Genomic DNA, 15,999 nt, shown 5'->3' with positions numbered 1-15,999 from the left:
GAATGGTCTTTCCAGCCCCGCTACTGGGACCCTCAATCTCTCGAATCCGCGAAGGCTCACCCAATGCTTCCTGCTGTACTTGCACTCGCCGGCGCGCTGATCGGCCTTGCCGCTGGTCCAGCAGGCATCCCGATAGGAGCCGCCATCGGCTACCTCATCGGACGAGACGTTCAGGCTCGTGAGATGCGCTCTCGCGTGGACGCGCTCGAGCGGACTGTCGATGTCTTGCGTCGCTCTCCTGCTCCTCCAAAGACCACGGATGAGCCAGAAACGGCTCGTGGGGCTGCGGAACCGCCGCCCGAGTTGTCCGAGCCCGAACCAGAACCGCCGAAGCCAGGACCTGCTCCACGCGCTGCACCGCGCCCCGCTCCACGCCCTGCACCGCGCCCTGCACCGCGCCCCGCTCCAATGCCCGCCACCGTGCCCCGGCCGGCGGTGCCCGCAGCAAGGCCACCGCAAGCGCCTCGTCGGCCCGCGAGACCGTCAGAGCCCAGCTGGGTCACCGTTGCTGTTGCCCGTGCACGCACTTGGCTGCTGACCGGCAACTCCCCCGTGAAGATCGGGATCATTCTCTCGCTGATCGGGCTGGGATTCCTGCTGCGGGAAGCAGCAGTCCGCGGCTGGGTGGACCTCACCATCGAGATGCGCCTCGCAGCGGCAGCCGTGTTCGGGTTCGCCTTGCTGGCGTTCGGCTGGCATCAACGAACGAAACGTCCCATCTACGGCCTCAGCCTGCAGGGCGGCGGGATCGCTGTCCTGTACTTGGTGACGCTCGCCTCGTACGCCTTGTACGACCTGCTGGGCGCGCCGGTGGCTCTCGCTGCTGTCGTCCTGATCACCGTTGCTGCCGGCGCGCTCGCCATGGTCCAGAACTCACTGACACTGGCGATGCTGGGACTCGTCGGCGGCTTCTCCGCTCCTCTGCTGGCCTTTGCGTGGCCCCAAGACCACTTCGAGGTGTTCGGCTTCTACGCGGTTCTCGGCGTGGCCGTGGTCGCCGTGAGCAGGCTGAAGGCGTGGCCGACACTGGTGCTGTCGGGTTACGCCTTCACGTTCGTCGTGGCCGGGCTGTGGCTGCTTGCGAGACAGGACGACAGCGACTGGGTGCAACTGCAGCCATTCGTCGCGTTCTTCGTGCTGTTGTACGCACTCGTCCCGTTGGTCTGGCCGCCGGTTGCGTCCTCACGCCCCGAACCCATCGGCTTCAAAGACGCATGGAACGCGCCGCTGGTGTTCTGCACGCCGTTCGCAGGGCTGGCAATGCAAGCGCTGCTGGTCGGCCATATGCGCTACGGCGTGGCAATCAGCAGCGCCGTGCTCGCCGTGGCGCACGTTGCATTCCGCGAACTCGCCCGCTCTCTGAGACCCGCAGACAAGCAGATCGTGGTCGCCTATACGGCACTCGCCGTGGCGTTCAGCGCTACCGCTGTTCCGCTGTTCTTGGGCGCGTCCGCCACGTCAGCCATCTGGGCTGTGCAAGGTGCGGTGCTCGTGTGGGCCAGCGCACGATGGGGCTCACGGCTGGCGCTGGTGGGCGGCGCTGTCCTGCAGGCGGCCGCTGCTGTCGCGTATGTGCTGCGGATTGCGGCCGCTTCGACCGACTGGGACTCTCCCGCGGTCTTCGGGTTCTGGGCCGAGGCCACGCCTGTCCTCAACCCGTACTCGCTCGGTGCGGTCATGCTCGTTGCCTCCGGGCTCGCCAGCGCGGAGTTTCTGCGCCGCTCGTCGCATCTCGAAGATTGGCACCCATGGCCGCAGAACGTGGCGTTGGTGTGGGGCGGGGGCTGGTTCCTGTTCGCCGAGACTGCCGTTGTCTGGCTGCGACTTGGGCTGATGCCCGCTGTCGGGTTGTGGGCAGTACAGGGTGCTGCGCTGTTGTGGGTGGCGTCGAAGCGCCGTTCGATGCCGGTTGCTGTTGTCGGCATCGCCATGCAGGTCATAGCTTCCATCGCGGCAGCACTCAAGATGGCCGACGATGCGGACAACCTGTCGCCTGGCTCGTTCGAGTTCTGGGCGGACTCGCTGCCTGTCGTCAATCAATACTTCGCCGTGACCGTCTTGCTGGCAATCTGCGCATTCGCAAGCGCCACGGCTGTCTTCCGGTTCGTCAGCCCGCGTGACGATGCTTGGCGTTGGGTCATGTACGTGGCGTTGGCTCTCGGCGGGGGCTGGTTCTTGTTCGCCGAGTCAACGGAGATGTGGCTGCGGGCGGGGCCGTTCGCTGTGTCGGCCCTGTGGGCAGTCGAAGGCGCAATGCTGGTGTGGTTCGCCACTCGGCGCCGATTGGTGTCCGGCGCGATTTTCGGCACGCTGCTGCAATTTGCTGCTGCTGGGGTCTATGCCGTTCAATTGGTCGAGGCGCGCTTGGCCGAGGCCAGTGCGAATCGCTCATCTGCTTTGAGCTTCTGGGCAGATTCGACCCCGTTTGCGAACCAGTACTTCGGAGTTGCTGTTCTGCTGGCCGCCTGCGGCATCGCGAGTGCCGTGATCATCTACAGGTCAGCGTCTGCGCTCGAAGATGCCCGAGTCCCGATGATGTGGCTGTCGTTACTCTGGGGCGTCGGCTGGTGGCTGTTCGCCGCTGCGGCGCAGCTGTGGGTGTTGACCGACGACTACCGGCTGTGGGCGCTGTCGCTGCTGGTGATCGGCACCATCTCAGCGGTGGTGGTCGCTGGTCGGGCGCTGAAGTGGGATGAGCTCGAGTGGGCCGGTGTGCTGATGCTGCCGTCGCTCGTCGTGGCCTTGGCGATCGCTGTGATCAGCAAGGGCTATCCGTCTGCTGATTGGGGCTGGACAGCATGGCCGTTCATGATCTTGGCGTACGCAGTGTTCCTGCGCACCGGTGGGGACAGACTCAAGGCCGCCGGTCTCTACGGCGGCTTGTACTGCGTCGTGAGCGTGTTCTTGACCGCTGAGGTCTACGGCCAATTGGCACAGGTCGCCGATGGGGAATGGCCGCAGTACGGGGCGGCGGCGGCGGTCCTGCTGTGGCTGGGGGCCTCCTTGCTTGCTCGCCCGCACGCGTCATGGTTCGTGGGCGACGGCTGGCGTAGCTGTCTGCTGTATGGCATCACGCCGGTTGCGTGGACTGCTGCGGCGGGCGCTGGCATTGCTGTGCTGCGGCACCACGGAAACGTCGACCCGCTGCCGTTCGTGCCAATTCTGAATCCGATCGACATCTTTGCGACGGCAGCGGTTCTCGCAATGCTGCGGTGGAAAAGAGAGATGGTCGCGGAGCTGTCCGCCGATTCGGACGGCCTGACGCCGGCAGTGGAGAGTTTGCTGCGCGTGGCTGCGGCACCGTGGCTCCCGGCGCTGAGCGCAGCGGGCGTGGCAGCTCTCACGATGACCGCCGCTCGGTCTGTCCACCATTGGACGGGCGTGCCGTTCGAGCTGATATCACTCGTGTACTCCACTGAGTTGCAGGTTGCGGTGTCGATCCTTTGGGCTGCGACCGCGTTGGCTGCGATGGTCGTCGGTGTGAGAGCCGCCGACCGGCGCGTCTGGATCGTCGGCGCGTCGTGGATGGGCGTCGTGGTGGTCAAGTTGTTCTTGATCGATCTGGCGAACCTGGCAACGCTGCCGAAAGCCGCCTCGTTCATCGGCGTCGGATTCCTTCTGTTGATCGTCGGCTATCTGGCTCCGGTGCCGCCATCGCAGGGGAAGGACGAGGAGCCGGTTGACGAACCCGACGACGAGCCACGAACACCGGGCAGTTCGCTGACGGGCGGTGCTGACAGGGGTCAAGAAGCCCGGTGACCCGGTGGTTCTCCTGGGGCATGTGCGCTGGCCCCCGGCTCGCCGCAGTGGGTGTCGTAGGTGACATCCATATTGGTTCCGCTGATATCGACGAGCGAATATCGGCAGCAGGCGTCGCAATCCGCTCGGAGCGCCGCCCGCTAGCGGCTCTTGACAGGCTCCTGCGGTACCCGGAACTCGGCACCGTCATCGGCGAGCGCTACTGCGAGCGGGGGCATGGTCGGATGCCGCCAGCGGGTCACATCCGCCGTGTTGCCCTTGTTCTTGTTGCAGTAGGTGTGGGACGCCTGGAGGTTGTCGAGCTTGTGCAGCAGGCTCTTGTACCGAGTGCCCTGCACCGCCTTGGCGGGCTTGCTGATGTCGAAGAAGGCGAAGATCTTCGGGACGATGTGCTCGACATGGGCGGCTTCGATGCGTGTCTCGGCGCCGCACACGCCGCAGCGACGACCGTCTCGCTCGTAGACGTAACGAAGCACCTTGCGGCGATGCGCCGGACTCCAGCGGCCCGATGCGTCCGGTTCCTCGGACTCCAGCATGGATCGCCGGATCTTGTCGACCGTCTTGACCGTGCCGATGGCGGCCGTGGCGAGCTTGTCGCGCAAACGGCGTCGTTCGTTGCCGCTGCCGCTGCCGTTCGCATCCGGTGCCTCCGGTTCAGCGTCAGCATCCGTTTCGGCAGCTTCCGACAGGTCATCAGGACTCTCAGCAGTGGGGCCCGACCGACCGTCGGCACCGCTCACGACCGCTTCCGGACCTGCAACTGGGACGACACCGCGGCACTTCGGGAAAGTCGGACATCCCCAGAACTGGTTCCCCTGATTCGCCCCCCGTCGAGCGGTGCGCAGGACCATTCCCGAACCGCAACGCGGACAGTCAGGCGGATTCTCAGCAGGACGTGGCGACGGTTCGTTCGACGTGTGCTCCACGAACAGCGGATCATAGCGACGCCGGGCGCTTCACCTCATGACTCGTGAAGTCTCGAGCTTCGCTTCACGCGGAAGCGGCCGACGACCAACATCGAGGCTCAGACAATGGCGCGTAGGCGTGCCCGAACTCGTTCGAGAATGTTGATCTGTTGCCGTTCACGGTCCTCCAATTCCACAGCGAGGCCGTAACGCTGCCGGTTGTATCCCGGCTCCGCTAGCTCAGACCAAGGTTCGCTGACGTGAGTCACAACGAGGTAGTAGGTCTCCCCATCGTTCGGGTCGAGGGACGTGGCAGCTGACGCATGCCACCGTCGCACTTGAAGTGTCGAGAAGCGGACCGCGTTCGTGGATGGCTTCAAGTGCTGCACCCGTCGCCGATCACTCGGCAGGTTCAACTTGTCGGCATTCGTCGGCTGCCTCGCCATGATTGCTCGCAGCTCGTCCAAGTCGAATGCCCGGTACAGATCGATTCGCATACGACCTGCCAGATACTCGCGGCGAAAGCGACGCGTCGGCGGATCGTAGGCGAGGGCAATCGCGATGGTCCGATCTGACTTGCCCGCGGCGAATTCCTCGGGCACGGGAATCGGATGTATGACGCTCGTGTCCGTCTCAATGTCTCCATCGAACGTCATCACCACCCTGTGCTGAAGCGATTCGACCGCGCGTCGCTCATCTGGAAGTCCGTAACCGACAAGACCTAGATGTTTCGCGACCTCTGCGGCCTTGGCAGTGCTCGTCGTCTTGTGTGGAGTCGGTACTCGTGCCGAGAGCCCGACAAGTGCTCTGGTCAGATTTGCCGAGGCCTCCGGATACTCGTCACGAACGACGGCGGCGATTCTGGCGACGCGCGGTGCCGCAAGCGACGTACCGCTCGACGCATGGAACAGGTCGGGAAACCCGAGTGAGATCGCAGCAACTCCAACATTCGTGTTGGACAGCGTTCGCTGCGACAGCCTGGCCTGGCTTACGAGATTGCCGCCGTAGTGCACGAGGTCCGGTTTCACGGAGCCCTTAGGGCGGAAGCCCGGCCCAGAACGTGAGAACGGTGACACCTGGTCGACTTCGGCAACGGCTCGAAGCTGCGGCGGCGTATCACCGTCGGGATGCGCACCTTGACTGGATCGTGCGACGCTCCCGACAGTGAGGCAGTTGGCGGCGATCGCGGGCTCGGCCACCCGGCATTCGTCGGACATCAGGTGATCCGGATGGCCGGAATGCAAGTGTTCGACATCAGGAAGGAGTGCTTCCCCTACGTTCCCTGACGCCGTGATAATGACGGCGTCCAGTTCCCGCGCAAGCTGGTCCAGCATCTCGGTGCGGTGATCCACATGGGGTCCTGCGTACCGCGACCGGTCTGCGAGTGAAATGTTGATCACCCGTGCACCGCGCCGAACAATTTCGCGAATCGCCGCCTCAAGGATCCGATGCTCCGGTGTCGCTGTGGGAAACGTCGCCGCGCCATATCCCGTCGAATCCTCGACAACTCGGGCCGCAATTACCCGAATGGGCGAAGGCAGCGGGGCTCCATCCCCCAAAGCACTCTCAAAGTCCCCGTAAGCCGCGAGGCCAGCGACCATGGTCCCGTGCTGTGTGGGAGGTTGCCAAGCGCGTTCAGCCGGAACCTCGAAGCCATCTACAAGTCCTTGGAGGAGCGGGTGCCCGGTCAACACACCATCGTCGATCACGCCAACAACGCCGGAACGCGAGGGCGGCTGTTCGACGGCGTCCAGAGCTGATGGGCCTATCCAGTCGCTGGGAGACAAGTAGGGGCTCGGCGGCACGCGGACACGTTCGACTGCAGAAACCAAGAGCAGTTCATCCAGCGTCGCTTCATCTACCGACGCACGCACCAGCAGGAAAGCGGGCTGCTCGTCTGCCGCGAGTTCTTGTTCACGCAGCAAGGTCCGGACAGCCGCGAGGCGCTCCCTCGCCTCCATGCCCGTCGAAGCTGGCCAGAGATGAACATCGACCAGCAGCGGGAACGTGAGCGCCTGATCTGACTCGATGCCTGGACCTCGTCGATCCTCGGGGCCGTACGGCTCGATGTCGTCGATCAGCTCGAAGACCGACTTGCCCTGAGCACTGCGCCGGTACGTCTCAAGTGCCTCCCGGAAGGTGGTCGCATTCTCGTCGTGTGGCAAGACGAAGTAGTCCCAGCCCGAAGATTCACCGAGGTGCTGGAGCCCTTTGTTCCGGAGGTCGCTATCAGTGAGTCGTGAAGTCGCGCGAATCTTGAACACCAGCCTCGGGTCGATTCCTCCTACACGCGCTGGTACTTGTGGAGGGGCGAGCGCTAGCTCGAGACTCGCTTGGAGTCTCTTGCCATGGGAGCGGTGCTCGGGCCGCGGCGCGTCGCCGGCTCCCGCCAGCTGTGCACGGCGTGATCCGACATCGTGCGGCCGCGGCAACGGAAGATGTCTCGGCACGAATTACCAGCGGCGCCGTTTCGTCGCTGCGACCGCCTCCGTGAGATCGTCGACCGACACGGCCGTCCGGTTGTTTCTCACTGCGATCCGTATCGCCGTCCACGCAGTTGCCTCGGCGGCTGCGTGGGGCAGACCGCGCAGCTCGGTTCCCATCTCGTCGATGGGCAGCGGCTCCGCCTTGACGTGCTTGAGGCCTCGCCGAAGGAGCGATCGGATCTCCCTGACCGTGGGCAGCGGAAACTCGACCACCTCGTCGAAGCGCCGCCATAGTCCTCGGTCCAGAGTCTCTTCGTGGTTTGTCGCAGCAATCAGCATGCCGGGACCCTCGTACGAGTCGAGCAGCTGGAGGAACGAATTCACGACTCGCTTGATCTCGCCATGCTCGCTGGGATCGCTCCGTTCACGACCGAGCGCATCGAACTCGTCGAACAGCACGACCCACTGTGCGGAGCTTGCGTACTCGAAGATCCGCCTGAGATTGCCCGCCGTCTGTCCGAGGTACGACGACACGATCGCATCGAGCCGAACCACGACGAGCGGCACGCCAAGCTCGGCCGCAAGCGCCTCGGCTGCAGAAGTCTTTCCGCAACCAGGCGGGCCGTAGAAGATGACCCGGTTGCGACGAGGCACACCGAGCCCCTCAAGCCGACTCCATTCAGGGACTTCCTTGGCAAGGTCGGTCAGCACTTTCCGTACCGCGGGGCGGAGGACAAGGTTGCCGAGGTAGCGCTCCGGGTGCTGGAGGGTCGCAAGATCCCAACCTTGATCGGGGTCGGTCGGGGGAGGCACCAGCCGAACATCGCCCTGGCCGATGTCGATGGACTCACCGCTGGCAAGGATCTTGCGCAAATCGCGAGCGAGCGCAACGTGATGGCGCGCCTCTTCCTCTTCGATGATCGTGTTCGCCGCCCGACGAAACGCCAACTCGTCAGCGTTGCGGAACGCGCGGAACAGCTCCTTGAGATCACGGCCAGCCATGCACCCCTCCGGGTCCGCGTCGCAGCTTCGAGCCTAGAGCCGAGGCAGACGGCGGTCATTGACGGTCTAGCTCAGGCGGCGCGCGGTTCCAAGCGAGAAACAAGGCCCTGCGCGGTTTTGTGGGATTGGGACTGCCGGGATCGGTGGGGGTCATTATGTCGTGAGGATGCCGCGGGCGGCGAAGTTGGCGGGGTTGGTGAAGCCGTGGGCGGTTCTTCGCAGCACTTGGAGGAGGTTGTTGGCACCTTCGATTCGGCCGTTCGAAGGTCGGCCGGTGTGGTGCCAGGCGAGGATCTCGGTGGACCAGGCGATGACGGTGTCCACGACGGAGCTGAACTCGGGCAGCTCGCCGGTGGCGTAGAGATCGGCGAACCGGTCCAGGGCGGCCAGGGCGCCTTGTTCGTCGTCGGCGAGGTAGAGGCCGTGCAGTTCCTGGAGGGCTTCCCAGGCTGCTCGCAGGCGGGGATGGTCGTCGAAGAGCTTCTCGAGGCGTGCACGGTCGGCTGGGTTGAGCTGGTCGCCGCGGCGCAGCAGCAAGAACCGTGACCGGAACACCTCGCGGTCGAACGCGGGCTTGACGCCGGGCGGCTGTCGGCGCTGGACGTCGCGGCGCACAGCTGTCAGCCCGGCGCTGAACCAGCGGATCACATGGAACCGGTCCAGCACGTGACGGGCGTGGCCGAGGCGGTCCTCGATGGCGGCCTTGTACGCCTTGGAGCCGTCTGAGACCACGACCTTGACGCCTTTGCACCAGCGAGGCCCCTGAGCTGCCAGGAACCCCGAAAGCGCCGCTGCGCTGCGGTGGGGGACCATGGCCAGGATCTCGCCGGTGTCGCCGTTTTGGATCACCGTCACATAGCGGTGCCGTTTGCGCATCGAGGTCTCATCGACCAGCAGCACCCGGCAGCGGCGACCGCGGCGATGGCACGCGACCAGCGCCGACCAGCTCGCCACCAGTGTCATCACCGCGTGCCAGCCCACCTTGTGACGGCGAGCCACCGCTCGGATCGGCATCACCTTGGCGTCGGTGACCAGCCTGCGCGCCAGACGCCGCGTCAAGCGGCCCTCGAACTCGGGGTGGTCCTCCACCCAGCGCCTGTCGCAGTCACCGCAAACGAACCGGCGCCTAAGCCACACCAGCGTCACCAGCCGACCCGACACCTCCAGATCGCGAATCTCGCGGCGACGCGTGTCATGCACCCCCGCGCCGCCCAGCCCGCACCCCGGGCACCGAGCCCGCCGGACCGTGGACGCGACCTCCACACACAGCTCGTCGACCTCGTCGACCAGCACACTCAGCACGCGTATCTGACGCAGGTGCAACCGCACCCGCATAACATCGGCAGCCATCGAGGCCCTCCTGGATCGTGATCTTGCAATCACCGATCCCAGCAGGGCCTCGACCCCTGCTCAGGGACCCTCAACCACCCCAATCCCCACGTTTCCGCGCAGGCTCAGAAACAAGAACCACGACGTCAGCAGGTCACACGGTGGCGGTGTCGCGGAAGTGCTTGACGATCTCGAAGAACTCGTCCACGTCGTCGGACACGAAGATGGTCTCGGGGCCCTCGGGGGCGACATCGGTGAACGGCGAGCCAAAGACGCGACCGGGGTCGATGGCGCCGTGCTCAGTGAGGAAGTTGATGACCATCTCGACGAAGCGGATCTGGTTGGCGCTGTAACGCTTGTCGTCGAGGAACTTGGCGAAGGCCCGCTTGGCGGCGGCCCGGTCCAAGCCGACCAGCGATCGGATGAACAGCCCGAAGCTACCCGCACGCTGGGAGGCCTCGGCGAATGTGTCGGTGTCACCGATGCCCGCGGCCACGAGCACTCGCTGGAGGTCGTCCATGTCGGCCGGGGTCAGCGGCTCGCCGCTGCGGACCTTGGCCACCACGCCCTCGGCCAGATGCTCCGTGAGAAAGTGCTGCGCCTTCTTGCGGAATTGGGCGAACTCGTCGCTGCCCGCACGGCCGGTCCCGTCGCCAGCATCGCCGCCCTCCGTGCCGCCACCGCCACCGCCGCCACCGGTGCCGGGAAGCTCCACCTCGGTGGCTTGGCCGAGCTCGTCGGTGAAGTCGCTGTAGAGCACGTTCTTGGCGGTGTGCTGGATCAGGTGAACGAGGTCACGCAGCCGCTTGCGGGCATCCTCCAGCATCGGATAGGTGACATCGGCCCACCATTCGTCGGTCTGGATGTCCAAGATCAGCTCCAGCCGCGCAGCCACCGCTGGGATGGCGGTGCCGAGGTCCTCCAGCGCAGACGCGATGCTGAGGATGCGGGTGTGCTGCCGTTCGAATGGCACATGGGTGAGCAAGCCCAACTGGGCGTTCAGCATCACCATGTCGAAGCGCTTGGCTTCCTCGCTGTCGGCGTCGAGCTGGTCGGGCAGCTTGGCTACCCGATCAGCCAGCGCGGCAAGGTCCCCAAGCGAGACCGTCTCCCACGCATCGAGGCGCCTGAACCGCTCCACCAGCTCCAAGTGGGGGCGCACCAAGAAGTTGTCGGGGTTCATCGACGCCACGGTCCGGTGCAGCGTGGCTGCGATCTCAGCTCGCTCGTCGCCGAGCGCCGCTATGCCGTCGAGCGCCTGCAACAGCTCCAGCCGAGCGCAGAACAGAATCTCGCTCAGCGACTTCCCGCTCGAAGCCTCCGCATTCTCCAGCGGGTGGCTGAAGTACTCGAGGTTCCCGCAGAAGTCGTACACCTTGAAGTGCGTCTTGTGCCTGCCGGGGCCGAACAGGTTCGGGCACAGCCGAGTGCCGCGGCCGAGCATCTGCCAGAACTTGGTCTTCGAGCGCACCGGCTTGAAGTACACGAGGTTGGCCACCTCCGGCACGTCGATGCCGGTGTCCAGCATGTCCACGCTGATCGCGATGTGCGGCGCCTTGGACCGGTTGGAGAAGTCGTCGATGAGGCTCTGGCTGTACTTGGTCTGGTGGGTGATGACCCGAGCGAAGTTCCCAGCGTCCAGCGCCGGGTAGTTGGCATCGAAGCGTTCCTTGATGAACTTGGCATGGCGCTGGTTCTTGGCGAAGATGATCGTCTTGCCCAACCGGTCGCCGCCGGCCACCTTGATGCCATCGGTCATCAGATATTCGAGCACCCGGTCGACGGTGTCCTTGTTGAACAGCCACTTGTTGAGTTCCGCTGCATCCACCTCGGTGGGCGGTGCCAGCGGGCTGCCGTCGTCGTCCTCACCCCAGTCGAGCTCGTCCCAGTCGTCCTTCTCGTCCTCGCTGAGCTCGTCGTAGTGGATGCCCTCGCGCACGAACTTGAGAGGCACCGCCACCCCTCGGGGCGGCACCAGGTAGCCGTCGTCGATGGCTTCGTCCAGCGAATAGGCGTCGGTCGGCACCCCGGTCTCGAGGTCGAACAGGTCGTAGGTGTTCTTGTCGACCTCGTCTTTGGGGGTGGCGGTCAGGCCCACCAGCAGCGAGTCGAAGTATTCGAAGATGCCCCGGTACTTGCGGTACACCGACCGGTGCGCCTCGTCGATCACCACCAGGTCGAAGTGCCCCACCCCGAACCGGCGAGTCCCGTCGGCCCGGTACTCGTCGATCTTGCCGACCATCGTCTGATAAGTGGACACGTATACCCGGCCGTCCACGTTGCCCTCGGTCACCAGGTTCACGGGCGCCGCATCGGGCAGGTGCGCCTTGAACGCGTTCACCGTCTGGTTCACCAGCGCCGTGCGGTCGGCCAGGAACAGCACCCGCTTCACCCATCCGGCGCGCATCAACAAATCCGTCAACGCGATCAGCGTTCGGGTCTTGCCTGCGCCGGTGGCCATCACCAGCAGCGACTTGCGTTGATTGTCACGCTCGAAGTGCTCTGCGATGGCGCGGATGGCCCGCTGCTGGTAGGGGCGGTCCACGATCAGCTCGCTGATGGCCAGCGACGCCGGCGAGGTGCGGGCGGTGCGCCGCCCGATGAGCAACGCCAGTTCGTCGCGGGTGCTGAACCCTTGCACTCGCCGGGCCGGGTACTGGGTGTCGTCCCACAGCCAGTGCTCGTAACCGTTGCTGCAATAGATGACCGGCCGCTGCCCGGTCTGGTTCTCCAAGCAGTCGGCGTACAGCTTCGCCTGCTGCTGGCCCACCTGAGGATCGACTAGCGCCCGTTTGGCCTCCACCACCGCCAACGGCAGCCCATCGGCACCCCACAGCACATAGTCGACGTAGCCCACGCCCGAGTCCGTCGGCATGCCGTGGACCTCGTACTCGATGTCGTGGCCCTTGGTGAAACCGGTCCAGCCCGCCTCAGCCAGCAAGGCGTCGATCTTGAACTTGCGTGTCTCAGCCTCGGACCAGTCGAACGCCTCGTGCGGAACCGTTTCGGCAGCCTTCTTCTTCGCCGCGGCGACCTCCGCCCGCAGCTTCGCCAGTTCGGCGTTCAGTTCCTCGGCGGTTTGGGTCGATTCGGCCAACCGCATCTGTGCAGCGGCGAGCTCCGCTGACTCATGCGCAAGCCGCTCCTCAAGCTGCTGGCGTTCACGCAGCGACGCCTGCCCGGTCGTGCCGGCTTCGAGCAGCCGATGTGGATTGAAGCGCAGCGACGATTCCGGCTTCGAGGTACGGCCGTAGGTGAACGCCAGCCAGAAGCAGAATCGAAACAGCGCCGAGACGATCTCGACCGTCTCCAACTTCGAAGGCGCCTTCGACTCATGCACCGCACGATTCCCGGCTCGCTGAATCTTGCGCGCCACGTCGAAGACCCGGCCACCCTCCAACGCTTTGAACGCCGGCTCATTCAGCAGCGCGTTGAGCGAGTCGTCATACGGCTGAGGCAGCGACCGGTCATGCTGGTACGCCCACTTGACAGCGGATTCCAAGCACTTCCTCGCATAGATGACGGCAGCACCCGGGTCCGAAAGCGAGTAACCCTCGGCCTGCGACGCCGACTCGAATTCAGGCTTGAACTCAGCTGCGAGGAACGAGAACTGCGACTCGCTCACAGGTGCCCCCGAAACGCCCGCTGCTGCAGTGAAGCGAACAGCGTGTCGATCTCGGCAGCAGACCTCATCAGCACCAGACGGTGCTGATCGATGCGCTTCGCGGCCCCAACGAATCGTTGCTGATCTGCAAGCGCTGGAACGGGCACTTCGACACTTCGAACGTCGCTTGTCGAGATCGTGTTCAACCCGGAGGTGGTGTTCGCCGCTCGCAGCAGCGCTCGCCTGCCAACCCAGCTGTTCATGAAGGCCTCGGCGAAGCGCGGCAGCAGTCGACTGCGGTCACATCGAACGCGGATGAGATGGTTCTGGTGCACGCAAGGATCGATCGACGCGTCCCACATCCCGACACGTCCGATCTCATCCTTGTTTCCGTGCCCCTCAACGACGAGGAGATCGCCCTCCTCGAGGCGCGTACGTGCGAGCTCACGCGCCGAGACCCGGAGCGTCTTCACCACCGAAAGCTCCAAACCGCCTCTGTAGACGTTCGCGACTCGCAAGTACGGCACTTGAATGGGGCGCCCCTTGCGTCTTGCCGATACTTGGAGCCCTCCCTGCACTTCGCCGAGGTCCCCAAGCGATCTCACCTCGCCGTCACCCGAGCCAAACATGTCGACGAAGATGGCCTGCGTCAGGATGTCGAGCTTGGCGAGCGCCTGACGCCGCTTCGCCCAAAGCGCCTCAGCTGCATCGAGCACCGCCGCAATTCGCCGCTGCTCCTCAATCGGGGGCAATGGAATCTTCCAGCCGGCGAGGTCAGACCTATTGACTTGCTTGAAGGTTGCGCCTCTTCCCTTTTGCGCTAGCTCATGTGAGCCAAAGCTGATCCAGTGCCATAGGTAACGCGTGTCCAGCGGCTCTTTGGGCCTAAGCCCGGCAACACCTCGGCCGAGGCAGTACACCGAATCGGCAAGAACCTTCTCGCCAATCGATGCGCGAATGCCCAGAACGAGATCGCCAGGCTCACATAGGCGTGCCTTGGCGGCAGTGGTGAACTTTTGTATGGCCGGATGCAACTCACCAAAATCGCCGGCTCCGGCGATGAGAGGCCAGCCAAGCTCATCAGTGTTGTAGGTGTCGCCCTTGGGAGCTTGACCCATGGTGATGTCGCAGACCTCCCCGAGCGCAACAAGTTCGGGACTCACGAAATCATCACCTTGAGTTCCTTGAGTCCCGTTCGAATCTCCATCTCAAGCTGCTCGATCTCTTCAATCAGCACCGCCGGTGGCGGTGTCTCAATCTGGTTGTAGACGACCTCCTTGTAGCGATTGATACTGAGGTCGTAGTCGGTAGCCGCGATGTCGGCCTTCGACACACAGAACGATTGCTCCGTCGGCGCCCGTTCCAACTCTGTGCCATTTCTCTCCAGCCAACGGGCGAACGCATCCGGGAGGTTGTTCTTCTCGTGCTCGTCCACTGTCAGCACTTCTTCGACGAGCACGCCGAGCTTCGCTTCGTCGAGCAGCCGGTCACGTTTGTCGTCGAGGCTGTAGCCGTCGGCATGGAGGTCGTAGAACCAGACGAGGTCGGTACCGCCTGAGTCAGTCTTGGTGAACAGGAGGATCGCAGTCGAGACCCCTGAGTACGGCTTGAACACGCCAGCGGGCAGCGACACGATCCCATCTAGCTTCTGATCCTCGACCAAGATTCGCCGGAGCTCCTTGTGCGCCTTGGTCGAACCGAACAGCACGCCGTCGGGAACGATGACCGCTGTACGACCGCCTGGCCTGAGCAGCCGCAGGAACAGCGCCACAAACAGCAGCTCGGTCTTCTTGGTCCTGACAACCTGCAGGAGGCCCTTGGCCGTGCCCTCGTAGTCGAGCGATCCTGCGAACGGCGGGTTGGCGAGGATCAGGCTGTAGGCCTCGGCGTCGTCGGCGTGGTCCTCGGCAAGCGAGTCCCGGTAGCTGATGTTCGGGTTCTGCACTCCGTGGAGTTGCATGTTCATCGACCCAATGCGCAGCATCGTGTTGTCGAAGTCATAGCCGGAGAACATCCCGTCGTGGAAGTGCTTCGCTGGGCCGGGGCTCGTGAGAGCGCTGGGATGCTCGCGACGGACGTACCCCCCGGCGCCCACCAGGAATCCGCAAGTACCACTGGCTGGGTCACAGATCACGTCGTCGGGCTGGGGCGCCATCATCTCGACCATCAACTGGATGATGTGCCGCGGCGTGCGGAACTGGCCGTTCTGGCCGGCCGTGGCGATCTTCGAGAGCATGTACTCGTAGACATCGCCCTTGGTGTCGCGGTCCTTCATCTCGACTGCGTCGAGCCCGTCCACCGCCTTCTGCAACAGCCCAGGTGTTGGGATCGTGAGCTTGGCACCGGTCATGTGCTTGGCATGGGTGCTCTCGCCGGCCCGCTTCGACAGGAACGGGAACACGTAGTTCTCCACGATGTCGAACATCTCGGCTGCAGGGCGATTCTTGAACCTCGACCAGCGAAGGTCGCCGTACGGCCGACCTTCAGTGCGCCCCTCAGGCCGGAACTCCCGCCCCTCGGGGAAGATGTCGTCCTCGGCCGGGATCGGCTCGCCCGTGCGGTTCGCCTTGTTCTCCGCCAGGGTCTGCTGCTCGTCGAGCGCCTTGATGAACAGCAGGTAGGTGAGCTGCGCCATCACCTCCAGCGGGTTCGAGATGCCCCCCGACCAGAAGTCGTTCCACACCGCATCGATCTGCCGCTTCAGCTCACCCGTCACTATGACCGTCCATTTCAGCCGATCCACCAACGGTGTCGCAGCATTACGAATCACACGCTGCCAGCGCCGCACGCTACTCCGGCGTACGACTCGTCCCAGATTGCGTACCAGGAACCAGCAAAGCCAAAGTTGATGGCGACCCATCAACCGCGACGACATCGAGCAGGTCGCCCTGGAGCGGTCCAACGCCTCGTGCTAGCTGTGGCCTCAAGGCAAGCTGTATGCAAACCACATGGCGGTAGTCTTCGGACATGACAC

8 protein-coding genes and 1 pseudogene are annotated in these 15,999 nt (G+C 64.4%); 1 reads left to right on the top strand and 8 read right to left on the bottom strand.

Features of this window, described 5'->3' with window-relative positions; all coding sequences use genetic code 11:
* Positions 1-63: 63 nt before the first annotated feature.
* On the top strand, positions 64-3,759 hold the full coding sequence (locus ACPXYO_RS08570; protein WP_423919014.1) for a DUF2339 domain-containing protein: 3,696 nt from the start codon (positions 64-66) through the stop codon (positions 3,757-3,759).
* A gap of 140 nt (positions 3,760-3,899) precedes the next feature.
* Here the strand turns inward: ACPXYO_RS08570 and ACPXYO_RS08565 are convergent, their stop codons facing one another.
* The 8 genes and pseudogenes from ACPXYO_RS08565 to ACPXYO_RS08530 all read right to left on the bottom strand — a co-directional run bounded on the left by ACPXYO_RS08565 (position 3,900) and on the right by ACPXYO_RS08530 (position 15,744).
* Positions 3,900-4,499, bottom strand: a complete 600-nt coding sequence (locus ACPXYO_RS08565) for an HNH endonuclease (protein ID WP_423923929.1) — start codon at positions 4,497-4,499, stop codon at positions 3,900-3,902.
* A gap of 33 nt (positions 4,500-4,532) precedes the next feature.
* Positions 4,533-4,685, bottom strand: a pseudogene (locus tag ACPXYO_RS08560) (topoisomerase DNA-binding C4 zinc finger domain-containing protein); the annotation flags it as partial.
* Between the two features lie 98 nt (positions 4,686-4,783).
* Positions 4,784-6,928, bottom strand: coding sequence for a S8 family peptidase (locus tag ACPXYO_RS08555; protein WP_423919011.1), 2,145 nt, complete (start codon positions 6,926-6,928; stop codon positions 4,784-4,786).
* Positions 6,929-7,117: 189 nt separating this feature from the next.
* The gene (locus ACPXYO_RS08550; RefSeq protein ID WP_423919008.1) at positions 7,118-8,092 is read right to left on the bottom strand and encodes an AAA family ATPase; all 975 of its coding nucleotides are present in this window, start codon (positions 8,090-8,092) and stop codon (positions 7,118-7,120) included.
* A 153-nt stretch (positions 8,093-8,245) separates the two neighbouring features.
* Entirely contained in the window at positions 8,246-9,442 is a 1,197-nt protein-coding gene (locus ACPXYO_RS08545) for an ISL3 family transposase (protein ID WP_423919005.1), read from the bottom strand.
* Positions 9,443-9,575: 133 nt separating this feature from the next.
* Positions 9,576-13,046, bottom strand: coding sequence for a DEAD/DEAH box helicase family protein (locus ACPXYO_RS08540; RefSeq protein ID WP_423919002.1), 3,471 nt, complete (start codon positions 13,044-13,046; stop codon positions 9,576-9,578).
* Positions 13,043-14,188: a restriction endonuclease subunit S gene (locus ACPXYO_RS08535; protein ID WP_423918999.1), complete on the bottom strand. Its 1,146-nt coding sequence runs from the start codon at positions 14,186-14,188 to the stop codon at positions 13,043-13,045. The genes ACPXYO_RS08540 and ACPXYO_RS08535 overlap by 4 nt, the downstream gene beginning before the upstream one ends.
* Positions 14,185-15,744, bottom strand: coding sequence for a type I restriction-modification system subunit M (locus tag ACPXYO_RS08530; protein ID WP_423923790.1), 1,560 nt, complete (start codon positions 15,742-15,744; stop codon positions 14,185-14,187). Before ACPXYO_RS08530 ends, ACPXYO_RS08535 begins: the two co-directional genes overlap by 4 nt.
* Positions 15,745-15,999: the final 255 nt, after the last annotated feature.

This window comes from Candidatus Poriferisodalis sp. (assembly GCF_965237655.1).
In the GTDB taxonomy this organism is placed as follows: domain Bacteria; phylum Actinomycetota; class Acidimicrobiia; order Acidimicrobiales; family Poriferisodalaceae; genus Poriferisodalis.
Note: the sequence above shows the minus strand (reverse complement) of the source record. Positions and strands in the feature narration are given on the sequence as shown.